Here is a 22,635-nt window from a genome sequence, read left to right as displayed (position 1 = left end):
AGTATGCAGATAAAGTCGGCAGAATTTTTAATGAGCAACAGCAAGGTCGAAAAATGCCCGAAAGACCGTTTGCCTGAATATGCTTTTATTGGCCGCAGCAACGTGGGAAAATCCTCACTTATCAATATGTTGATGGATCGTAAAAACCTTGCAAAAACTTCGGGACGCCCAGGGAAAACACAGCTTATAAATCACTTTCTTGTCAATAAAAACTGGTATTTAGTAGATTTACCAGGATATGGTTATGCGCGTGTTTCAAAAAGCATTAAAAGGACATTTCAAAAATTTATAACCGATTATTTTCGAGAGCGGGAACAAATGATTTTAGCTTTCGTATTAGTAGATTGCCGTCTTGAACCACAACCTATCGACTTAGAATTTATGCAATGGATGGGCGAAAACGGTATTCCGTTCAATATTATTTTCACCAAAGCCGATAAGTTAAAACCAATGGCATTAGAGCGAAATATAAAAGCTTATACCGCTAAAATGCTCGAAACTTGGGAAGAAATGCCACAACATTTTGTTACCTCAGCGAGCAATTACACAGGGCGGGATGAGGTTTTAAACTATATCGAATCCTTGAATTCAAATATGGTTGATTTTTAAAACCTCGCACCTCCCTTACTTTACTTTCCTTTTTTCAATTCCAATTTTTCCGCAAAATAATCGCAGAAATCGCGCATGGTATCGCTCATTTTATCATCATTTGTAGCGCGTTGAAAGGTATCTGCCATTGCAGTAAGAGTTTGATGAAAAAATACTTTCATCTCGTCCAGCGGCATATCTTTTGTCCAAAGATCTATTCGTAGTGATTCTTGATTTGCGTGATCCCAAACAGAAAGCATTACTGCTTTGGTTGCTTCATCAGTCACCCCTCCATCTTGAGCAGTCCAACGAATTGCATTTGGAATTCTATTTTCATCAAGTTCTACATTGAGTTTTATTTCGGAAGTATGTTTTGTTTCCATTACTTTTTAGGTTTGTATTTTGAATTTTTAAAAATTTCGTCTGCGTCAAGAACCATTAGTCTTTGAACTTCTACTGAATTATTTTCCATATAGGAGCGCACAATTTTCCACCCCAGATAACGCCCCAACATACCAGGCGATTCGTTGTCTATTTCGAGATAAAACTTTGAAAATGGCGCTGGGCTAATAAACCGGGCTCCGAGTTTAGGGTCGGTATTGTATAGCATTTCGCTTTCAACAAAATAGCGCCACATATAGAGTTCATTCTCTTCGGCCCAAGCATATTCGTCTTCGGTATAGCCTATTTTTTCAGCATCTGATATATTGGGCATCCACAAATCTTTTAGATACAGCTGTTTTCCAAAGTAAATTATTTGACTAATAAAATTTGCGTTTCGCGGAGGTTTCACATATTGAAAAGCATACGCTTCGGCTACATAAGGCCCAATTTGAGAGGGTTTCATTTCTTTAGCAACATACTTATCAATACCCAAGTAAAACGGATGTTCACTCCCTAAAAAAGTATCTAGTGCAATAACCAGCAAACTATCGGTAACAATCACTTTACTTCGATAATCCACATCGGAAGTGGTTGTTATCACTTTTGGCGTAGTAAACTTCGGGAAGTAATACTTAATATGCTGAAATAGCGGGATCAAAACATCTTCTAATTCTTCATTGTCTGGAAAGACTTTGAAAACTTCATTTTCCAATTCAATTTGAAGCGTGTCGGTTAACTTTTCTATCCAAATACTGTCCGAATATTGCGTTGGAAAAAAGAAAGGATATGCTGCTTTTAGCTTTGGAAGATCTGCAGGAGTGGCGGCGGCAAATTCTTTGTCAAAACGAATTATTTCAACATTCATAGGAATTTTCTCAATCTCTTTCTCGACTCTGTTTCGATCATTACACGAAAGAGCAAGCGCAACTAAAAACAAGAGTAAAGCGAAACGGATAGGTGCCAGCTCCTGTATTTTTCGAAGTAGAAAAGCGAAATTGAAAGTTTTCATTTTGTTCATAAATTTGTCGGCGACGTTATTTCAAAAAAATATCTCTTTGTTGGATTTTGCCTATCCTTAATTTTAAATTTATCTTTAACCACTATTGACGCGCAAAGGTACTTTTTACTTTTGATATCAAAAATGAGTTGAGCAGTTATTCAGTTAGTCAGTGAATCAGTATTCAGTATTCAGTAACTAACAAAATAATAACAAATAACCAAAAAATATGCAAGCAGAAAAAGTAATTGATTTAATAGTAAACTGGTTAAAATCGTATGCCGAAAACGCTAAAGTAAAGGGTTTTGTTGTGGGGATAAGTGGGGGAATTGATTCGGCCGTTGTTTCGGCGCTTTGTGCTAAAACAGGACTGCCAACGCTTTGTGTTGAAATGCCAATTCATCAAGCTGAAAGCCAAGTAACACGGGGGAGAGAACACATTTCGTTTTTAATGAACAATTATACGAATGTAAAGCAGACCGAATTTGACCTCAGCTCGGTATTTGATGAATTTAATACTCAAATTCCACAAACGGCCGAAGAAGGAATATTGAATCTATCCCTGGCAAATTCTCGTGCACGTTTACGAATGACAGCCTTGTATTTCCTTGCGGGTGTAAACCATTATTTGGTTGTAGGAACTGGCAATAAAGTAGAAGATTTTGGAGTCGGTTTTTTTACAAAGTACGGAGATGGCGGTGTAGACATCAGTCCAATTGCCGATTTAATGAAAAGTGAAGTGTACGTTATAGCAAGGGTTTTAGGCGTTCCGAAGTCTATTTTAGAAGCACAGCCCACAGACGGACTTTTTGGCGATAGTCGTACCGATGAAGATCAACTGGGAGCTAGTTACGACGAACTGGAATGGGCAATGAAAATGAAAGAGAGCGGACATAGCATTTTAGATTTTGAAGGACGAAGAAAAGTAGTTTTCGATATTTATACGCGACTTAACAATGCCAATCAGCATAAAATGAAACCGATTCCAATTTGTGAAATTCCTGATGATTTAAGAAAAGCCCCTAAAGGAAACTAAAGCAAGCGAATTAAAGAACGCGATTGAGTTTATCTGAAAGTAGTTTTTTAAGTCCGATGTAGGCTACAATTTCCTGCAAACCTGCTTCTTTATCAAAATCCTGATCGTTCTTCATTGTTTCAGAAAGTTCATCGATTTTTTTAGCCACTAAGAAGCGTCTAAGACTAAGAATAGTTTCACTCACTACTTGGGCAATTGTTTTTTCTTTTTCCTTTACAAAAATTTGCATACGCTCCCAATCATGTAAGACATATCGCTCTTCTTCCATTAAAATATTTGTAACGCCCGCTGCGATTTCTGGTGCCATTTGGTTTACAAAATTCTCAGATTTCGCTTCAGGGTTTTCCACATAACGATTAATGATTTCAGAATAAATATTCTTGAATTCAGGATTTGTAAACTCAATTTCATCGTCTTGAAGATCCAAATAAATTTTCTCGAAAACGCGCGACTCAAAAACTTCAGCCTTAAAGTCTAACTCTCCTTTTTCATTTTTATCGATGACCATTTCTTCAAACTCTTGCTCCATACTTCCGTAAAGCACCAGGAGTTCGATTAACTTTTGTTCCAATTCAAACTGAACATCAACTTTTTTGGGCTTATTCTTTTCTGAAGAAACTACTTCAAAAGGCTCTTGGGTTTTTTTCTCTTTTTTAGCCGCTTCTTTTTGGTCTTTCCGAAGCAATTGGGCTATGGAATTGAACAGCACTTGTTCCGAAATATCCATAATTCGCGAACATTCCCTTAAGTAAACTTCTCGCTTAATAACATCCGGAATTTTGGCTATGCTCGCAACCATATCGTGAATGGTTTGAGCTTTCTTTATAGGGTCATTTTTGGCGTCGGCAGCAAGTAGTGAGGCTTTAAATGTTATAAAATCTTTCGAGTTTTCTTCTAAATAAAGCGTGAGTTCTTCCAAGGAATTTTTTTTGGAAAAACTATCAGGATCTTCGCCTTCGGGAAATGTACAGATTTTTACGTTCATTCCCTGTTCGAGAATAAGGTCAATTCCGCGGAGAGAAGCTCTAAGTCCAGCAGCATCGCCATCAAAAAGAACAGTGATGTTTTTGGTGAGTCTATTGACAAGTCGAATCTGTTCTGGAGTCAAAGCGGTGCCTGAAGATGAAACCACATTGTGAATACCTGTTTGATGAAACTGAATTACATCGGTGTAACCTTCAACCAAATAGCAATTGTCTTCTTTGGCAATGCTTTGTTTCGCGTGAAAGATTCCGTAGAGGACTTTGCTTTTATGATAGATATCACTTTCAGGAGAGTTTAGATATTTTGCAGCCTTTTTATCGGACGTCAATATTCTTCCACCGAAACCAAGGGTACGGCCACTCATGCTCCGGATGGGGAACATCACTCTTCCTTTAAAGCGGTCGAACATTTTGGTTGCTGAGCCTGTCGAAGTATCGGTTTTTACAATCGACAAACCTGTTTTTTCAAGAAATTCCAACTTGTAGCCCTTCTTAATCGCGTGACTTGTAAAAGCATCCCACGAATCGGGAGAATAACCGAGTTCGAATTTTTTAATGGTTTCATCTGTAAACCCGCGTTCTTTAAAATATGAAAGCCCTATCGCCTTTCCTTCCTCAGTTTTTAATAAAGTATTGTGGAAATAATCTTTTGCAAAATCGGTTACCAAGTACATGCTTTCGCGTTCGTTGGCACTTTCTTTTTGTTCGCTGGTCTGTTCGGTTTCTTCGATCTCAATTCCGTACTTCTTTGCGAGATAGCGAATGGCCTCTGGATACGTAAAATGTTCGTGTTCCATTAAAAAGGAAACAACATTCCCGCCTTTTCCGCTACTAAAATCTTTCCAGATTTGTTTTACGGGCGAAACCATAAAACTCGGTGAACGTTCATCCGTAAAAGGACTGAGCCCCTTAAAATTGCTGCCAGACTTCTTAAGTTGCACAAAATCACCAATAACCTCCTCTACTCGGGCGGTTTCAAAAACGCTATCTATGGTGGCTCTGGAGATCATCCTTGCTTAAAAGTTGGTGGATTTCGGTTTCGGTTTCAAGTGGTAAAAATAGGTATATAAAAAAGAAACTTGCAAGAATTAGTTATGAGTTCAGGGTTATACGCGTGTGCTCTATTTGGCGACACCCTTTCCGTCAGCGGGAATAAAAATCTAGTGTTAAGTTAAAGTTGAAATTACGCAAAAGGCAATCGTGAATTTTGTGACAGCTTTAGGCAAAAAATCATTGCATAGCCTTAGCTACGGAATTATTTTTTAACGACAAGATGCCACAAAAGACGCCTTGGATTATGCGATATTTTTGACTTAACTTAGCACTAGCTTATAATTAAGTTGATTTCCCGCTGCCACCTTCCCCTAAATGACGCATTTCTCAATTTGTTTGAAAATGATATATAGGGAAAGGAGCCTTAGCCTGAAGCTATTATTAATGCGAAAACCTACAAGGTTTTTAGAAACCTTGCAGGTTGAAACATCGAATAATGAATCATTTTTGGCTAATCAAAATCGAGGCGAAGACCTACGGAAATGTTGCGTTGGTCCACTGGGTTATCAGTAAAAATTGTATTCAGGTCGTATTTGGCGTAGAGAGAGGTAATTCCCCATCCTACATAACCGCTTAGTCCGTATATAACATTGTTTGAATTGTAACCAGACTTCAATTTTTGTTTTATTTTATTTCCGTCTTCTTCATATTTCAACTTTTGGCGCACACCCAAATTAAGGCCCGCATAACCACCTAGGCCAACACGTATTTTGCTATGGGTTTTGTAGCGGAAATAATCTTCACGTTCTACTTTTTCTGAAGGGCCAAACTCAAAATGCAATGGGACTACTAAATTATCCATCCTGAATTTTGATTTATTCAGTTTTAATGGATGCGTTTGGAGTTCGGTTTGTTCTCCAGTATCTACAAAATAACGGTTGTCTGTAGGTTTAATGCCGTTAAACTGAAAAGACAAACCGTACTTAACCCGAAGCCAATTGCTGTTTTCAAAAACACGGGTTTTCCACGACCAGCCAATTTCAAAAAAGCGGCTTCCTCCTACTTCAAAATCAGATTTGTTAAATGACTCTCCTTTGGTTATTACATTGTTTAATCCAAAAGCTATGTTTGCTCCAGAAGTTGTGCGTCTGTCGTAAACAACTTTTTTCTTTTTACCTTTCATACTCACTCCAAAAACCCTTTCGTTATCGGCGTTTTCATTGCCAATGCTTATTGAAACGCTCGTTCCACTTTTGTCTTCTTCTCCATTTTCACCTTCCTGACCATTGCGTTCGTTTAGCGCAGTTTGATTGTCGATTATTGCCAATCGGTTTTCAATATTCAAAGCGTGTTTTTCTGCTGCTTTCTTTTTTAAAGCAGCTGCTTCTGCCCCAGAAATAGACTTGTTTTCCAAGCGGGCATTAATGCTTTCTATTTCCGCTTTTAACCCGTCTTTTTCTTCTTGAATTATAGTTTGTTTCAAAACCGAAGATTGTTCTACATTGGTTTGTTTTTCAGTTTCTTGGGCGTGCGCATAAAAACTGGTGAGTACGCACAATGTAAGCGCTGTAGTTATCGTAATTATTGATTTCATAAGTATCCTGTTTTTGACTATTTAATGATGAATATTGGGTATTTAAAAATCATCTCGACCGCGCGCCCGTCGAGATGTGGGGTTAATCGTTTCGTTGCGAAATAGCAGTTCGTATTTTCTGAAAACCTTCGCCTAAAGCATCGAATACCTTATCGCGGAAACTTTTTTCAAGCTCCCACTCAACTTCCTGTAATAAAGCGGTGGCATCTACTTTTGGATTGTTGAGGATTCGCTGCGTTTGTATGTCGCGACGAGCTTTGTTTAACAGTGCTTCCACTTCTTCTGCTGTAACTTCTTCGTTTTTATTCTGAAGTGATTGTACCGAAGCGACTACTTCCTCAACCTTTGTATTGAAAATTTCGTCATCTTTAAGAATTGGATTTATTTCTATAGGGGAATTTGCCAATGCTTCAGATCTTTTTAATTTCTTATCAATTGCCGATTCCTTTTTAGGTGGAATGGGCTTACTGTTTTTTGTAGTTTGTTTCGGTTGCTTTTCAGTCTTGGACCCTTCTGAAGGATTCTTCTCTTTTGAAGGATTTGAAAATTCTGAAACAACCTCAGTATTCATTTCGATTATCTCGCCGTTTTCTTTGCTCTTTCCTTGGACGTTTTCTTTTACAATTTTAGTATCCACTTCCACCGTGTTTTGGTTTAAGAAAACGGTTGATATTATTAGAATCCCAACTACACTTGCAGCCAAGTAATACCAACCACGAGATTTCTTTTTAGGCTGATTTTCATCTAACTGGGCTTGCAGTTTTTTCCACGCGTCTGGAGAAGGTTTTAGCTCCCTGTTCTCCATTTTCTCGCGAATATTTTTTTCCAGATTAAAGGGCGCCATAACTTATAGTATTTTGTTTGTTAAGTTTATTCTGAAGCATTTTTCGTGCTTTAAAAAGCTGTGATTTCGAGGTGCTTTCGCTTATTTGAAGCAATTCGGATATTTCACTGTGTTTGTAACCTTCGACCACATATAGCACGAAAACAGTTTTGTAACCATCGGGAAGGGAGTCTATCAGCTTTTGGATTTCGGCTGCTTCAAGCTCCGTTTCGATATGGGTGGAATATTCTGTGGTGTTTTCAATAACTGCATCCGAAACAAACTTCAAACTTTTATCCTTCCGAAGTTGGGAAATGCTTTCATTAACCATTATCCTTCGTATCCAGCCTTCGAAACTGCCTTCGTCTTTAAAATCTTTTAAATGAGTGAACATTTTCAAAAAACCTGAAAGCATGACTTCTTCAGCTAAATCATTGTTTTTTAAATATTGTCGGCAAACACCGAGCATTTTGGGAGAAAACATTTCAAACAACTGACGCTGTGCACGACGATCGCCTTTGGATGCCTTGTCTATTAATTTTGAATAGTTTTTATGTAAGCTGATAATTTTCAAAATACGCTTCGCTGTTTGGGTCTTTATTTAATAGACGCTTGGTTTTTGAAAAAGGTTGCCTGTCGGGGAAAAAAAGTGTTCAGTATTCAGTGGCAGTATTCAGTTTTCTCGGTATTCTGAAACAGACAACTGCTACTGAAAACTGCTACTTCTTCCTAGCAATAACGTAATTCACCATTAAAATAAGGGATTCTTTATATTCAGAATCGGGATAGGTTTCTAGTAGTTGAAGGGCTTGTTGTTGGTATTCCTTCATTTTTACAACTGCATAATCGAGACCACCGTTTTCTTTCACAAAGGCAATAACCTCTTTTACGCGTTGTTTGTCCTTATTGTGGTTCTTTACGGAGTTTATGAGCCATTTGCTTTCTTTGGGTGAAGCGTTGTTTAGGGCATATATTAAAGGAAGTGTCATTTTCTGTTCTTTAATATCAATTCCTGTAGGCTTACCGATGTGCTCGTTTCCATAATCGAAAAGATCATCTTTTATTTGAAAAGCGGTACCGATAAGCTCACCAAATTTTCGCATTTTCTCCACTTCTTCATCCGATGCCATGACAGAACGTGCGCCCATAGCGCAGCAAGCAGCAATAAGGGTGGCTGTTTTTTGGCGGATGATTTCAAAATAGACTTCTTCGGTAATATCTAACCTTCTGGCTTTTTCAATCTGAAGCAGTTCTCCTTCGCTCATTTCACGAACGGCTACCGAGATGATTCGCAAAAGGTCAAAATCGCCATTATCAATCGAAAGCAACAACCCTTTAGACAGTAAATAATCGCCCACCAGGACGGCAATTTTATTTTTCCAAAGTGCATTTAATGAGAAGAAGCCACGGCGGCGGTCGCTATCGTCTACCACATCATCGTGTACCAAAGTGGCGGTATGAATAAGTTCTATGACCGATGCCCCGCGATAGGTGCGTTCGTTTACTTGGCCATCGCCCGTCATTTTTGCAATAAGAAATACAAACATGGGACGCATCTGTTTCCCTTTTCGATTTACGACATAATGCGTAATTCTATTGAGAAGCGAAACCTTGGAAGACATGGACTCAGAGAATTTTTTCTCAAAAAGGTCCATCTCTTTTTCAATGGGAAGTTTGATGCGTGAGACTATCTTCATAAAAGGTCAAAGATATGGAAAAAACAAAAGAGGACTGAACATTTTAAAAGCTAGGTTTTTTATCTTCTCCCTACAATAAAAATAAGCCAAAACAATCTTTTTATACCTAAAACTGTCATAAACGCTATGTAGAAACCAATGAAATGTCGTATTTTTACCCAATAATAACTTTTCTAAAAACTTAAACTATGAAAAAAATTACTTTAGTAGCAGCAATGTTTGCTGCGTTTGCAATGAATGCACAAGTAGGCGTGTATTTTGAAGACTTTGAAGCTCAAGATCTTTCAGGATGGGAGCTTTATGATGAAGATGGGGATGGAAATAATTGGGGAGACCAGTTTACCGTTGATGATCAAGATGGAAACCCTGTAACTCCAGTTTCACTTATTTCTAGATCTTGGCTAGGTTCACCGTTATTTCCAGACAATTGGGCGGTGACTCCAGCAATTGATTTAACAGCTGCTTCTGGTACAATTGAACTTTCTTGGAAAGTTTTAGCTGCTGCTGCATCTTGGGATAACGAAAACTACAGTGTTTATGTTGCGGCAAGCGACGACATTACAGTTTTAGAGGCTTCTCCAGTTATGTTCACTGAAGTTTACGACGATCCAGATGATCTTGGAACACAGTACGATAGAACATTAGACATTTCTAGCTTAGCAGGTCAAACAGTTTACGTTGCATTCAGACATCACGATGTTTCTGATATGGATTTTCTATCTATCGACGACGTAATGGTTACTGCTGATGCATTATCAGTAGAATCAAATGAATTTGAAGGATTCTCATATTTTGTAAACAGCAATGTACTTAATCTATCATCTAAAACTCCAATCCAAAACATCAGTCTATTCAACATGTTAGGTCAAGAAGTTCTTTCACAGAAGTTAGACAGCAACACAGAAGCTATTAACCTTTCTGGTTTACAGTCTTCTGTTTATATTGCTACTGTAACTATTGATGGAGCTACAAAAAGCTTCAAAATTGTAAAGAACTAATTTACAATTTCTCTTATTTGAAAAGAGCGGCCAATGGTCGCTCTTTTTTTGTTATTGCTTATTCGCCAATTGCCCACAAGCAGCGTCAATATCTTTTCCGCGGCTGCGTCTTACAGTAACCGGGATTCTGTTGCGTTCTAGACTGTCTATATAGCTTTGTGTGGCTTCCGATGAGGCTTGTTGAAAGTTGCCATCGTCTATTGGGTTGTACTCGATTAAATTGACTTTGCAAGGAACGTATTTGCAAAAAGCTACAAGGGCATCAATATCTTCTCGTTTGTCGTTAATATCTTTCCAAACAATATATTCGTACGTAATTTTTCGATTTGTTTTGCTGTACCAATACTCTAAAGCTTCCCGTAAATCTGGCAAGGTAAAATTTTTGGCAAAAGGCATAATTTGCTCTCTTGTTTCTTGAATGGCGGAATGTAATGAAACAGCTAAATGAAACTTCACTTCGTCATCGGCCAATTTTTTTATCATTTTAGGAACGCCCGAAGTTGAAACTGTAATTCGTTTTGGCGACATACCCAATCCTTCATTCGAAGTTATTTTCTCGATAGATTCCAGTACATTTTTATAATTCATCAACGGTTCGCCCATGCCCATAAAAACGATATTGGAAAGCGGTTTGTCGTGATACAATCTACTTTCACGGTCTATAGCAACTACTTGGTCGTAGATTTCATCTGGATTCAGGTTTCGCATACGTTTCAATCTAGCCGTCGCACAAAACGCACAATCTAAACTACACCCTACTTGAGAAGAAACACAGGCGGTGGTTCTTTTCTTGGTAGGAATCAATACAGATTCCACCACTAAGTCATCGTGCAGCCGGACAGCGTTTTTAATAGTGCCGTCTGCGCTCTTTTGCAGCTGATCTACCTTGATGTGGTTAATAACAAAATTGTCGTTTAAATGCGCCCTAGTTTCCTTTGAAATATTTGTCATTTCATCGAAATCGTGAGCACCCTTATTCCAAAGCCACTCATACACTTGTGTTCCTCGAAAAGGTTTATCTCCAATACTTACAAAGAAGTCTTGGAGTTGTTGCTTTGAAAGCGCACGTATATCTTTTTTATCTGAAATCATGCTGCAAAATTACAGCATTTTATGTTAGGATGGTCAATTGGAGTTTTTAAGATAAGAAAAGTGCGGTGAATGCGCTATTGTCGCTTTACCACAATTTTTTTAGTTATGGAATCACTACTGTCATTATCTGTTAGTACAAGCAAATAAATTCCTTCGGCAAGATCTTCTACAGAAATTGTATTCATTGTATTAGACAAGGAACCAGCCTGTATTTGCTGTCCCATCATATTTGAAAATTGATATGAAAGATGCGGATAACGATCGTTCTGCACAGTAATTGATGTGCTTACCGGATTTGGATAAACTTTTAATTCACCTATAGTTTGAAAGTCAGGAACGTTCAAAATATTCTGAAGCGTTTCAATAGAAGTTTCTCCAGAATTGTCTGGGTCTAGCCAATCTTTTAACCGTGTTTCGGGTGAGTTCCCAGCGTTCCAAGAAACACCAAAGCGTCCGTAAATGTCGTAATTCTGATTATTTTCAAAACCAGTACACGCAGATTCACCTGCATATAATTGGCCGATAATTTTGCCATTTTCATTAAAAAGTGGCGAACCCGAAGAGCCACTTTCTGTTGTACCGATTTCCCAACCGTTTCCTGTTCCGTGCTGGCCACCGCCAATTAACCAAACTTCGGTGCCATTGGCATTTTCCTTAGTTGCTCCAGAATTATCTCTACAAATTTTCATAATATCACCGTTTGGGTGATGGATTCCCACTTCAAAAACCGGGTCGGTATCGGAGTTATCCCAGCCAGCAAAGGCAACATCCCAAGATTCGGGAATATCGTCGTATAATTTTACTAATGCAAAATCGCTTAGGCTATTACTTGCGATTAATTCGGCTCCACTCACGGTAAAGTTATTTTGTAAATCGCCACTTTCTTCATCAGTACCACAAACAGGATTTGGGCTTATCCAATTAAAACGAATAGACCAAAAAGAAGGATCGCTGTTTACTACACAATGATTTGCAGTAAGAAGATAAGGAGTTTTATCGGCTTTGGCGTTATTAATCAACACAGCAGAACAAAGATATCCATTACCTAAATTTACAAAAGCAACAGATTTTTTTAAAATGTTTTTCTGCGACTCGAAATCTGAACCTATCGGACAATTTACGTCGTAATTACAATTTCCAGAACCATTGATTCTATTGCCCTCTGGATTAGAAATATCTATTTCTCCTAATCTATATCCGTGAACCACACTTTTAATATCTAATCGTGGTGCTTCGGAAACATGCGGCGGTTGATAATACTCTATCCAAATAATATCGCCATTGACAAACCAAGTTCCTAGCTTCTTAGAATCTCGATTATGCGAACTATTTAAGGTTTGGGCTATTTCGGTTTGATCATCATTATAAATTTGAAGCCTAGCTCCTTCGGGCAGGTAAAAGTCGTTAAAGTTTAAGCTAAGGTTTATTGCGTTTTGCGACTGGACCACGGCTCGCCAAATCCTCCCTCCATCTGCTAAGTCATTCCAAAGGCCGCCACTATTGCTATTCAGGTTCAAATTACGCTCGATGCCATAGCGCCACGGAATACTTTTATCGAGGTCGTTGATACTGTCCTGCTTTCTAATTAAAGCTAAATTAATTGGGTTGAGCTGTTCTACCTTTGGGGAATTGGTAAGGTTTAATCCCCAACTTTTAGGCATAGGAATTTGACCTTCTTGTGAAAAGACGGCGCAAACTAAAAATAAAGAAAAGAAGAAAAGTATACGTTTTCTCATTATCTAAGCCTAAATGGGGACACTAAGATAATTTTTTATTTTGATATTTGACAATGAGATGCTTAAAAATAAAAAATCCCGACTCGCATCGGGATTTTAAAAACAATTAATAAGACACAACTATATAATTAGCATAGCATCTCCGTAGGAATAGAAATTGTATTTTTCTTTAATCGCTACTTCGTATGCTTCTTTGATGAATTCGTGACCAGCAAATGCCGATGTCATCATTAACAATGTAGATTTCGGTGTATGAAAGTTAGTTATCATTGCATTGGCAATACTAAAATCGTACGGAGGGAAAATAAACTTGTTTGTCCATCCTGAAAATGGATTAAGTCTGTGGTTTGAAGAAACCGAACTCTCTACCGCGCGCATTGCAGTTGTTCCAACAGCGCATACACGTCTTTTATTTTCAATTCCTTTGTTTATAATATCTGCAGCTACTTGGTCGATCATCATTTCTTCCGAATCCATTTTGTGCTTTGACAAGTCTTCTACTTCTACGCTGCTAAAAGTACCAAGTCCTACGTGAAGCGTAATTTCTGCAATATTTACACCTTTAATTTCCATTCGTTTCAAAAGGTGCTTCGAAAAGTGTAAACCAGCTGTAGGTGCTGCTACTGCCCCTTCATTTTTAGCGAAAATAGTTTGGTAGCGCTCTGCATCTTCTGGTTCTACATCGCGTTTAATGTATTTAGGTAATGGAGTTTCACCCAATTCGGTTAACTTATTACGGAATTCTTCATACGATCCGTCAAAAAGAAAACGCAATGTTCTTCCGCGTGAAGTTGTATTGTCGATAACCTCAGCGACCAAAGATTCGTCTTCGCCGAAATATAATTTATTTCCTATTCTAATTTTACGAGCAGGATCTACCAGAACGTCCCAAAGTCGAGTTTCCGAATTGAGTTCACGTAATAAGAAAACTTCAATACGCGCCCCTGTTTTTTCTTTATTACCAAACAAACGAGCTGGAAAAACCTTAGTGTTGTTTGTTATAAGCACATCGTCCTCTTCAAAGTAATCTATTAAATCTTTAAAAGTTTTGTGTTCAATGGTTTTATCTTTTCGATTTAAAACCATTAAGCGAGATTCGTCTCTGTTTGGAGCCGGATGTTCGGCCAATAATTCTGGTGGAAGATCAAAATTGAAATTAGAAAGTTTTCTACCCATAGTGTATCCTGTATATATGTTTAAAAGTCTGCAAAGATACAACTTGCAGATAGGCGTTGTCAAGTAAATGGCTGTTTATTATTATTGAACCCCCGCGAACCTTTACTGGGCATAGGATTAGGAAAGTTGCTTAAGGTGTTGTTTTTAACAATTCACAAGAAATCCCCGTCTTTTTAAGGTCTTTCCAAAAATTGGGATAGGATTTTGAAACAACGCCTGCATTGTTAATTCTAAGTGGTGTTTTAAGTGCTAAAGGAGCAAAAGCCATTGCCATTCGGTGATCTTGGTAGGTCTCGATAATAACATTTGGAACGAGTTGAGTTGATTTCCTTATTCTAATTGAAGCACAATCAATGTGAACAACGGCACCTAGTTTTGTCAATTCAATTTGTAAAGCCGAAAGCCTATCAGTTTCTTTAATTTTTAAGGTTTGAAGCCCCGTGAGTTCACAAGCTATTCCTAATCCGAAACAAGTTACAGCAACTGTTTGCGCCAAATCTGGTGTGTTTGTAAGATTTAATTTTAAAGAATCTGGCAGTTGCTTATTCTTTTTTGAAAGTGAAATAGAGTTATCGAAAGTGTTGAAAACCGTCTGAACACCCAATTTTTTATAAATAGATGAAAGCGCCGCATCGCCCTGCAAACTATCTTCTGAAAAACTAGTGAGCGTGATTTCTAAATCTTCGGAAAGTGCCACTAGGCTATAGAAATATGAAGCAGCACTCCAATCGGATTCGACAATTATTTCGATGGCTTCAATTTTGTCTAAAGATGAAATGGAAACTATATTGTTATGAAAGTTCGCCTGTACTCCTATTTGTTTCAATAGGGAAAGAGTCATTTCAATATACGGCTTCGAAATTGTTTTTCCCTTCAATGTAATTTCAAGACCATTAGGAAGCATTGGCGCAATTAGCATTAAAGCTGATATATACTGACTGCTAATGTCTGCCTGAACCGCAACATTTCTTTTTTGAAGTTTTTTGCCTTTAATTTTTAGCGGTGGATATCCTTCGTTTTGAAGATACTGAATATCGGCTCCCAAATTGTTTAACGCATCGACCAAAACACCAATGGGACGTTCTTGCATTCGGCTACTGCCTGTTAAAATTATCTCGGCGCCTTCTTTTGCAGCGAAATATGCCGTTAAAAACCGCATAGCCGTTCCTGCATGGTGAACGTTTACGGTTCCATTTACTGTTTTCAAACCCTGCTGAAGAACATTTGTATCGTCACTTTCGGATAGATTTTTAATAGTAATGTTCTGAAATTGCGCTTTTAAAATCAATAACCGATTCGATTCGCTTTTAGAGCCACCAATATTGATAATGCTGTTCTTCGGAAATTTGCCACGTCCGAGAATAGCTTTCATTTTCGAGGATTATTTTCTTTAAGCTTCGCGCTAAACTTTCCGTAGGTGACAAAAAAACCATAAATAAAACCAGCTACAGCTAAGGTTAAGAAGAACACCCAAGGATTTCTTTCGGTAAAGTAAGCAATTTCAAAACCTTCGATAGCCCATTTTATTAGAGCAAACAGCACACCAAAGGCGAGTGCCAATGAAAATACAGATTTCCAAAAACCTTTAGTGTTAATTACTTTCTTAAACATTTTATTTTAGTTTTTCGTTGTTGTGATGTCTATCGTGGTCGCGTTTGGTTTTAATGTCTAGTTTTTTATTAAAAGCTTCTTCCAGATTTACACCCGTTTGATTTGCCAGACAAAGCACCACAAAAATAACATCTGCAAGTTCTTCGCCCAAATCTTTATTTTTGTCACTTTCCTTTTCGCTTTGCTCGCCATATCGACGAGCTATAATTCGGGCAACTTCACCAACTTCTTCGGTAAGCTGTGCCATATTTGTAAGTTCGTTAAAATAGCGAACTCCGTGTTGTTTTATCCAGACATCGACTGCCTTTTGTGCATTTTTTATATCCATTACGCTTTTATAAGTACAACTTTTTCTTTTTCTTTTGAAACTAATAGTTCAAAGAATTTTTTCAAATTTCCATATTCTTCAGGCGAAATAAACGATTGATCTATCGATAGTTCTACAGAGAGCTGTAAATTATTGCCCATTTGCGAGATTAAATATTTATAACCGCCAATGTTTTGACCCAAATCATAAACTATATTTTCGGGTAACGATTCTACTTGGTACCCTTCAGGCAGTGCAATGTTCAAGATGTAGCGATCTTTCATTGGAAATCCAAAATCTATTGGATATTCGCGTGTTTCTGATTTAAAAGGGTTTTCTTCAGTGGCTAAAAACAACATAGGAGAAAAATAAAGTTTTCCTGCCACATCTTCTATTCCTTCGAGTGTTTCAAAATCGTATTGCAATGATACTGGTTGTCCTAATTTATTCAAATTTTCAAATTCAACCGCTGATAATTCAGTTTGGTTTAAATTCTTCTCGAGCGATTTTAATTGTGCCTCTTTACTTAAGTTTTTATATCTCGTTCTGTATTGAAAGGCGTAATTACCAGTATATCTATTTCTAGATTTGCCTGTTACTGATAAATCTGGTTGTATTTCCATACTGAGCATGCTGCTTTTTACCGCAGGAACAAGTGATCGCAATGAAATCCAAGAAGATATACCACCTTCCTTAATTAAGCGACCATCGCCATTGATTATATCCGACTTTAACACTCCCACTTCGGCGTCTTTATTTGTTGCATCTAAAAGAATTACCCCTTGTGGCAATTCTACTGCCGTAATAACGTAATTAAACCCATTACGCGTTGGAAACAACGGAATTCCGTGCGATTTTGTACTCACCAAAACGGGATTGGCTTCTAAATTTGCGTAACGGAGCATTGCGGTCAACATTAAATTGATATCGGCAACGTTTCCAGAACCTCTTTTATACGCGGCTTTCACGCCATCATTAGAGAAATATCCGTAATATCCATTCCAGTTCATTTTTGTTAAAACGTACAGAAATATTCGAGCGGCTTTTTCTTCGGGTTTACTTACTCCCTCTAAAAGCGCATCTATGTCTTTTTCGAAATAATTTCGGCGATTTAATTCTTGTCCGAACGCTTCAATATCATAAATACTTTTTGACACGGCTTCCCAAGTTGTGGAGTAAGTTTTTATAGAACTACCATTAAAATCTTGATAGCTCATTTCAAATTGAAGCGCAGTAGTGTAATTGTTGATGTTTCCGGCGAAAGGTTCTTTTTTCATTGCAGGAACAGATTCCATTTCAATTTCGTAGGCATTTTCTTTAAATTTTACCTGTTGAATTCGAGTTTTAGACTTCATTTCGGATAATCGAGCGTTGTCGCGTTCAGTTATACTAATGCTCATACTTCGATCTTTTACAGTTGAATTTACCTGATATGGGATCCACCCGCGTTGATGGGTTTTGTACTGAAAATATTCTGGAGATTTAAAAACCACACTTACTTTGTCTAACGGAATTTCTTCTTGAAGTCGGAATTCATCAATATTATAGATAAACGGCGATTCTATGGTGTATTTGTATTCAATAACACTGCCTTCTTTAACATCGGGCATCGTTATTTTTGTCTGCGTTAAATACTTGCTCGTTTCTTGATCAAAAATTCCGTCTTTCCCCAGCTTCTCCTTATCTACTTTTCCTTTCGCATTTAGGAAATACGTATAGCCTCTTAGGCCTATTAATTTGTCTTCACTAGACCCTTTATATAGATCGATACTGATGTTGGCCCAATCAAAACCTTCTTTATTATAGATTTTTACACGTTCAAAATAATCGGTTACCATATACCATCCTGAACCTTGCGAGTACTGAAACTCTGTTTTTGTTTCGCGATAAAGTATGGCGGCATTTGCGGTAGGGTCAATGGGATGTTCCTTCTGAAGGAGCTCCTCTTCTGAAACTTTTCCAAATCTGAAGTCTTGAGCAACAGAAAAACTAAAGATTGATAAAAATAATAGGGTAAGTGTAATTTTTGTTTTCATAAAAATAATTTTTAAGCCTAGTTTTTAGAGTCTTTTACACTTTTACAAGAACAACCTTTTCGTTTTCCTTTGCAATTAAAAGTTCAAAGAATTTTTTAAGGTTGCTGTAATCTTCGGCGGCAATAAACGATTGGACAATTGCAAATTCAACAGAAAGTTGTAGTTTATTTGCCATTTGGGTAATTAAGTACTTATAATTTCCAACGTTGTCACCCAGCGTATAAACAGCATTTTCGGGCAGTGATTCCACTTGATATCCTTCAGGCAATGCGATGTTCACGATATAACGATCCTTCATTGGAAACCCAAAATCGATTGGATATTCGCGTGTTTCTGATTTGAAAGGATTTTCCTTTGTCGCCAAAAATACCATAGGCGAGAAATACAGTTTTCCTGCCACTTCCTCTACCCCTTCGAACGATTTAAAGTTATATTCCAATGAAACCGGCTGCCCCAATTGCTCCAAGTTTTTAAATGAATGATTGGATAGTTCAGTTTGATTAAGGTTTTCTTCTAACGACTTTAATTGAGTTTCACCATTGAGACCTTTGTATTTGGCTCTATACTGAAAAGCATAATTGCCCGTAAATCTATTTCGAGCCTCTCCAGTTACCGAAAAGTCGGGTTGAATAGTTACATTTAACATACTGCTTTTTACAGCAGGGATTTGAGAACGCAATGAAATCCAAGAAGAAACACCTTCTTCTTTAATCAATCGTCCATCTCCATTGGTGATATCTGATTTCAAAACTCCAATTTCAGCATTCTTGTTTGTACCGTCGAGAAGAATTAAACCTTGCGGAAGTTCTACAGCTGCAATTACGTAATTAAAACCATTACGCGTAGGAAACAACGGAATTCCGTGTGACTTTGTACTTACCAAAACTGGATTGGCATTTAGGTCTGCATGCCGTAGCATTGCCACTAACATAAGGTTTATATCTGCTACATTTCCTGAACCTTTTTTATAGGCAGTTTTCACACCTTCGTAGGTGTATAAACCATTGTAACCATTCCAATTCATTTTGTTTAAAACGTAATAAAAAATCATTGCAATCTTTTCCTCTGGCGCAGTTACTCCACTTAAAAGGTTATCGATATCATTTTCAAAATAATTATTTCGATTTAATTCTGTTCCAAATTCACTTACTCTGTATATACTTTTTGAAACGTTTTCCCAATTTGTGGCATACGTTTTAAGCGGCACGCCAGGAATGTCAATATAGTTCATTTCAAACTGTAGGGCTGTTGTGTAGTTGTCCAAATTACCTGTAAATGCTTCTTTCTTTAGAGCAGGAACGTTTTCCAGTTCTACGGTATAATTATCCTCCTTGAATTTAATCTCTCTAGTTGTAGTTTGCGGAATTCCAACACCAAAGTTCCTAGAATCCTGCTCCGTTTGTCTAAAGCTAATTGATCTATCACGAGAATAAATATCCACGTTGTAAGGCACCCAGCCTCTTCGATGCGTTTTGTAAACAAAATATTCTGGAGTCGTAAAAAGCACGCTCACTTTATCTACTGGAATGGTTTCTTGAAATCTAAACTCATCAATATTGAAAATAAAAGGGGAATTGATAGTGTATTTGTATTCAATAACACAACCCTCCCGAACATCGGGCATTGTAATTTTAGTTTGTGTAATATATTTATTTGTTTCCTCCTCAAAAATTCCATCATTTCTAAGCTTTACCTCTTCTATCTTTCCGTTGTCGCCTATATAATATGTGTACCCCCTAAGTCCGAGCAGTTTGTCTTCGCCTTCATCTTTATAAAGATCGATGGTAATATTTGCCTTTTCAAAGCCTTCTTTAGCATAAATCTTTACGCGTTCAAAATATTCAGTTACCATAAACCATCCTGAATCTTGCGTATATTGAAAATCGGTTTTGGTTTCACGATAAAGTATAGCGGCGTTTGCAGTGGGATCTAGAGGATGTTCTTTTTGAAGTAATTCCTCTTTTGACACCTTACCAAACTTATAGTTTTGAGCGTTTGAAACACCACAAATCACCAAAAAGAGCACGACAGTTAGGAATCTTAATTTCATAGTGTTCATTTAACTATTGTACGTTCTGTTTTAACAGGACTTTCGTTTTATCCAAACGGGCTATTGTACGGAGAAAGTCTCTATAATTATCGTATTCTGAAGGAGGATATTCGCCTTTTTCAATTTTAATTTTACGGGTATATCGCAATTTATTTTCGGTGGTTTTGGTAAAATTGACTTCGTATTTTCCAAATTGTGTTTCGAGTACAGTAGGTTCTGGAATGGCTTCTATTATGAAGTTTTCTGGAATTTCTATTTCGGCTGTATCTACATCTACATAGCTATGGCCAATATATAGTTTTTGATTTCTGTCTAGCACGCGAGGCGGAATATAACTGTTCTGATTAAAAATATTGGGACTAAAAAGGTAATCGTTCCCCACAGCGTTTGCATAGTTCGGAATATGAATATTCATTGTTTCGGTAAATGCAATACCCTTTTTATCATCATTAAAATTGATATCAGCAATAGAAAATCCGTTAATGTGGCTCCATCGATTTTTATAATAATTATCGATTTCGTCGGCTTTTTTCTTCGGAAGTAAATATTTATCCTCGTACTGTATTCCGTTGGAAACGCTGCTAAATTGGGCAGCTACACTACCGTCTGGTTCAACTTTAACCGCTATATTGTTTATTTGAGTGTTTTCGGAGGCTTCGTATATTTTGGTTCGTACAATTTTCCCACCTTCGGGAGTAATGATTAGTACATTTCTGTCATCGGTAAAACTTCCTATATATCCATACGGAGTGTCTTGGCTTGTACATTCCAACCAAGTAATTTTATCGCCATCTGGCACTCCTAATATTACGTGGTTTCCTTGAACAGAAGCGAAATCGTCCATAATATCCCATTTGTTTACATCCCCGTACAAAATTGTGTAGTAAGACGGTACACCAACAGCATCTAGCAAGGCTTTGGTATAATTAGTCAAGGCTTTACAATCTCCATAGCTGAGTTTATCAACTTCGGAAGCTGGCATGGGTTTCCAACCGCCAATCCCTATTTGTACGCTTATGTATCTCACTTTATTTTGAACAAACTCATACACTTTTCGAGCTTTTCCTTCGTTGGTGGTTTCATTGGCTACCAAACTTCGAACTCTTGCTATGGTTCCTTCGGGAATGTCCCTAACATCAGACAGAAGTTCTTTTTCCATCCATTTTCCGAACTGATCCCAATTGTGAGCAGAACCTAAGGCACCTTTCAAATAAAAGTTATCTAACGCCACCAATACGTTGGGGAATATTTTAGACATTATGGGGCTATGCTCCTCATAGCGAATGGCCTTGAGATTAGTTGCCGAGAAGATTATTTCTTCAGGGGTTTCTTCTATAGTTATATCGTAACCTTCTAAATTTCGAGGTTTATATCGCGGTTTATTAGTAGGGTCATATTTAACTTTGAATACACTTTTTTTGGTGCTCTCTGCATATCCGTTAATTGGAACCCAAGATTCTATAAATGCCGAATCGCCAGACTCAACTTCGCTTTCAAAAACGATAATGTATGGATATTTGGTAGGCGTATAGTTTAAATACAACACTCTAGAGTCTACGTACATGTCGTTACCAGTTCGGCTCACATCAGAAAAATCCCTTTTTTTGAAATAATTGGTTCTCTTTCCAAAAGCGTCGTACACCTTCGCTTCAATTTTTTTTACGCGCGAATTCTTGCTGTAAAATTCATAAAGTTTGGGATCGTTATCACCTTGTTTATTTAAAACTGCTACCACCCTTTTTTTGGTAACCTTCATTTTGGAAATATCGGTTACGTCAATTTCAATTAGTTCGTCCAACACAACACTGTTAGACCTTTCTGTGAGGTCTTTTGGAATAGCTAAAATAGAGTAATTATCCTGAGCAAATAAAGGAATCGTGCAGAGCAACCATGCCAGACAAAAAATACCTTTCATCATTTAAAATATTTTTTAAATAAAATATAAACTTATTCGCTATCAATTGGGCACGGGAGGATTTTTGATGATGCCTAAAATCAAGAGGAATATTGTTTGGCAAGATAATAAATCCCTAAAGGTTAAAAAAAAGTTAATGACGTTATTCTTTGTTTTTTGAATCTATCCAAATAGTCACCGGTCCATCGTTTAGTAAGGCAACATCCATCATAGCGCCAAAACTTCCAGTTGCTACTTTTTTTTCGATTTCGTTTTCTAACTGAAGAATAAAGTTATCATATAACGGAATAGCTATTTCGGGTCGAGCGGCTTTTATAAATGAAGGCCTGTTTCCTTTTTTAGTGCTGGCGTGAAGTGTAAACTGACTTACAACCAGACAATTCCCTTTTACATCTTGAACGGAAAGATTCATCGCTTCGTTTTCATCCGGGAAAATTCGAAGACGTGCTATTTTGCCGACTAACCAATTAATATCTTCATGAGTGTCTCCGGCTTCAATTCCTAAAAGAATAAGCAAGCCCTGGTTTATTTCAGAAAATACTTTTCCGTCTATAGTAACAGATGCTTTTTTCACTCTTTGAATTAGCGCTCTCATTGGAGGTTAAAAGTTAATTGTTGT

The 22,635-nt window shown here is 37.4% G+C and carries 20 protein-coding genes; 3 read left to right on the top strand and 17 right to left on the bottom strand.

Annotation, left to right across the window (positions count from 1 at the left end):
* Positions 1-3 precede the first annotated feature (3 nt).
* Positions 4-609 (top strand): ribosome biogenesis GTP-binding protein YihA/YsxC, encoded by a 606-nt coding sequence (yihA, locus tag BLW28_RS03980; RefSeq protein ID WP_073215264.1) that lies wholly within the window; start codon positions 4-6, stop codon positions 607-609.
* 20 nt (positions 610-629) lie between these two features.
* Here yihA and gldC read toward each other — a convergent pair whose 3' ends face one another.
* Positions 630-971, bottom strand: coding sequence for a gliding motility protein GldC (gene gldC, locus BLW28_RS03975; protein ID WP_073215261.1), 342 nt, complete (start codon positions 969-971; stop codon positions 630-632).
* On the bottom strand, positions 971-1,927 hold the full coding sequence (gene gldB, locus BLW28_RS03970; protein ID WP_449369282.1) for a gliding motility lipoprotein GldB: 957 nt from the start codon (positions 1,925-1,927) through the stop codon (positions 971-973). The genes gldC and gldB overlap by 1 nt, the downstream gene beginning before the upstream one ends.
* Before the next feature lie 271 nt (positions 1,928-2,198).
* Here gldB and nadE point away from each other — a divergent pair, with 271 nt between their 5' ends.
* Positions 2,199-3,005, top strand: coding sequence for an NAD(+) synthase (gene nadE, locus BLW28_RS03965; protein WP_073215258.1), 807 nt, complete (start codon positions 2,199-2,201; stop codon positions 3,003-3,005).
* Positions 3,006-3,015: 10 nt separating this feature from the next.
* Here nadE and dnaG read toward each other — a convergent pair whose 3' ends face one another.
* From dnaG to BLW28_RS03940, 5 genes are all read right to left on the bottom strand, one after another.
* Entirely contained in the window at positions 3,016-4,998 is a 1,983-nt protein-coding gene (dnaG, locus tag BLW28_RS03960; RefSeq protein WP_073215255.1) for a DNA primase, read from the bottom strand.
* A gap of 494 nt (positions 4,999-5,492) precedes the next feature.
* On the bottom strand, positions 5,493-6,575 hold the full coding sequence (locus tag BLW28_RS03955; RefSeq protein ID WP_073215251.1) for a hypothetical protein: 1,083 nt from the start codon (positions 6,573-6,575) through the stop codon (positions 5,493-5,495).
* Positions 6,576-6,657: 82 nt separating this feature from the next.
* Positions 6,658-7,419 (bottom strand): hypothetical protein, encoded by a 762-nt coding sequence (locus tag BLW28_RS03950; protein WP_073215248.1) that lies wholly within the window; start codon positions 7,417-7,419, stop codon positions 6,658-6,660.
* On the bottom strand, positions 7,406-7,972 hold the full coding sequence (locus tag BLW28_RS03945; protein ID WP_073215244.1) for an RNA polymerase sigma factor: 567 nt from the start codon (positions 7,970-7,972) through the stop codon (positions 7,406-7,408). Before BLW28_RS03945 ends, BLW28_RS03950 begins: the two co-directional genes overlap by 14 nt.
* Positions 7,973-8,117: 145 nt before the next feature.
* Positions 8,118-9,095 (bottom strand): polyprenyl synthetase family protein, encoded by a 978-nt coding sequence (locus tag BLW28_RS03940; RefSeq protein WP_073215241.1) that lies wholly within the window; start codon positions 9,093-9,095, stop codon positions 8,118-8,120.
* A gap of 188 nt (positions 9,096-9,283) precedes the next feature.
* Between BLW28_RS03940 and BLW28_RS03935 the strand changes: the two genes are divergently transcribed.
* Complete coding sequence (locus BLW28_RS03935; protein WP_073215238.1) at positions 9,284-10,093, top strand: T9SS-dependent choice-of-anchor J family protein; 810 nt, start codon at positions 9,284-9,286, stop codon at positions 10,091-10,093.
* Between the two features lie 51 nt (positions 10,094-10,144).
* Here the strand turns inward: BLW28_RS03935 and rlmN are convergent, their stop codons facing one another.
* From rlmN to dtd, 10 genes are all read right to left on the bottom strand, one after another.
* Positions 10,145-11,185 (bottom strand): dual-specificity RNA methyltransferase RlmN, encoded by a 1,041-nt coding sequence (gene rlmN, locus BLW28_RS03930; protein WP_073215235.1) that lies wholly within the window; start codon positions 11,183-11,185, stop codon positions 10,145-10,147.
* 74 nt (positions 11,186-11,259) lie between these two features.
* On the bottom strand, positions 11,260-12,921 hold the full coding sequence (locus BLW28_RS03925) for a T9SS type A sorting domain-containing protein (protein WP_073215230.1): 1,662 nt from the start codon (positions 12,919-12,921) through the stop codon (positions 11,260-11,262).
* Positions 12,922-13,041: 120 nt separating this feature from the next.
* Complete coding sequence (queA, locus tag BLW28_RS03920) at positions 13,042-14,097, bottom strand: tRNA preQ1(34) S-adenosylmethionine ribosyltransferase-isomerase QueA (protein WP_073215226.1); 1,056 nt, start codon at positions 14,095-14,097, stop codon at positions 13,042-13,044.
* Positions 14,098-14,227: 130 nt separating this feature from the next.
* Positions 14,228-15,469, bottom strand: a complete 1,242-nt coding sequence (locus BLW28_RS03915; RefSeq protein WP_073215224.1) for a 3-phosphoshikimate 1-carboxyvinyltransferase — start codon at positions 15,467-15,469, stop codon at positions 14,228-14,230.
* The gene (locus BLW28_RS03910) at positions 15,466-15,708 is read right to left on the bottom strand and encodes a hypothetical protein (RefSeq protein WP_073215221.1); all 243 of its coding nucleotides are present in this window, start codon (positions 15,706-15,708) and stop codon (positions 15,466-15,468) included. The genes BLW28_RS03915 and BLW28_RS03910 overlap by 4 nt, the downstream gene beginning before the upstream one ends.
* A 1-nt stretch (position 15,709) precedes the next feature.
* Positions 15,710-16,036, bottom strand: a complete 327-nt coding sequence (locus BLW28_RS03905; RefSeq protein ID WP_073215220.1) for a nucleotide pyrophosphohydrolase — start codon at positions 16,034-16,036, stop codon at positions 15,710-15,712.
* A complete protein-coding gene (locus tag BLW28_RS03900; protein WP_073215217.1) occupies positions 16,036-18,051 on the bottom strand; it encodes a transglutaminase family protein in 2,016 nt (671 codons plus the stop codon). The genes BLW28_RS03905 and BLW28_RS03900 overlap by 1 nt, the downstream gene beginning before the upstream one ends.
* Positions 18,052-18,085: 34 nt before the next feature.
* Positions 18,086-20,101, bottom strand: coding sequence for a transglutaminase domain-containing protein (locus BLW28_RS03895; protein ID WP_073215559.1), 2,016 nt, complete (start codon positions 20,099-20,101; stop codon positions 18,086-18,088).
* Positions 20,102-20,114: 13 nt separating this feature from the next.
* Positions 20,115-22,019 carry a DUF3857 domain-containing protein gene (locus tag BLW28_RS03890; protein ID WP_073215214.1) on the bottom strand — a complete coding sequence of 635 codons (1,905 nt, stop codon included), beginning with the start codon at positions 22,017-22,019 and terminating at the stop codon, positions 20,115-20,117.
* Positions 22,020-22,158: 139 nt separating this feature from the next.
* Complete coding sequence (dtd, locus tag BLW28_RS03885; RefSeq protein WP_073215211.1) at positions 22,159-22,611, bottom strand: D-aminoacyl-tRNA deacylase; 453 nt, start codon at positions 22,609-22,611, stop codon at positions 22,159-22,161.
* Between the last annotated feature and the right edge of the window lie 24 nt (positions 22,612-22,635).

It is taken from the genome of Aequorivita viscosa (assembly GCF_900106795.1).
GTDB classification, from domain to species: domain Bacteria; phylum Bacteroidota; class Bacteroidia; order Flavobacteriales; family Flavobacteriaceae; genus Aequorivita; species Aequorivita viscosa.
Note: the sequence above shows the minus strand (reverse complement) of the source record. Positions and strands in the feature narration are given on the sequence as shown.

Coding starts and splice junctions, on each gene's coding strand:
- yihA (WP_073215264.1), top strand. CDS start 4: ATGCAGATAAAGTCGGCAGAATTTTTAATGAGCAACAGCAAGGTCGAA.
- gldC (WP_073215261.1), bottom strand. CDS start 971: ATGGAAACAAAACATACTTCCGAAATAAAACTCAATGTAGAACTTGAT.
- nadE (WP_073215258.1), top strand. CDS start 2,199: ATGCAAGCAGAAAAAGTAATTGATTTAATAGTAAACTGGTTAAAATCG.
- dnaG (WP_073215255.1), bottom strand. CDS start 4,998: ATGATCTCCAGAGCCACCATAGATAGCGTTTTTGAAACCGCCCGAGTA.
- BLW28_RS03955 (WP_073215251.1), bottom strand. CDS start 6,575: ATGAAATCAATAATTACGATAACTACAGCGCTTACATTGTGCGTACTC.
- BLW28_RS03950 (WP_073215248.1), bottom strand. CDS start 7,419: ATGGCGCCCTTTAATCTGGAAAAAAATATTCGCGAGAAAATGGAGAAC.
- BLW28_RS03940 (WP_073215241.1), bottom strand. CDS start 9,095: ATGAAGATAGTCTCACGCATCAAACTTCCCATTGAAAAAGAGATGGAC.
- BLW28_RS03935 (WP_073215238.1), top strand. CDS start 9,284: ATGAAAAAAATTACTTTAGTAGCAGCAATGTTTGCTGCGTTTGCAATG.
- rlmN (WP_073215235.1), bottom strand. CDS start 11,185: ATGATTTCAGATAAAAAAGATATACGTGCGCTTTCAAAGCAACAACTC.
- BLW28_RS03925 (WP_073215230.1), bottom strand. CDS start 12,921: ATGAGAAAACGTATACTTTTCTTCTTTTCTTTATTTTTAGTTTGCGCC.
- queA (WP_073215226.1), bottom strand. CDS start 14,097: ATGGGTAGAAAACTTTCTAATTTCAATTTTGATCTTCCACCAGAATTA.
- BLW28_RS03915 (WP_073215224.1), bottom strand. CDS start 15,469: ATGAAAGCTATTCTCGGACGTGGCAAATTTCCGAAGAACAGCATTATC.
- BLW28_RS03910 (WP_073215221.1), bottom strand. CDS start 15,708: ATGTTTAAGAAAGTAATTAACACTAAAGGTTTTTGGAAATCTGTATTT.
- BLW28_RS03905 (WP_073215220.1), bottom strand. CDS start 16,036: ATGGATATAAAAAATGCACAAAAGGCAGTCGATGTCTGGATAAAACAA.
- BLW28_RS03900 (WP_073215217.1), bottom strand. CDS start 18,051: ATGAAAACAAAAATTACACTTACCCTATTATTTTTATCAATCTTTAGT.
- BLW28_RS03895 (WP_073215559.1), bottom strand. CDS start 20,101: ATGAAATTAAGATTCCTAACTGTCGTGCTCTTTTTGGTGATTTGTGGT.
- BLW28_RS03890 (WP_073215214.1), bottom strand. CDS start 22,019: ATGATGAAAGGTATTTTTTGTCTGGCATGGTTGCTCTGCACGATTCCT.
- dtd (WP_073215211.1), bottom strand. CDS start 22,611: ATGAGAGCGCTAATTCAAAGAGTGAAAAAAGCATCTGTTACTATAGAC.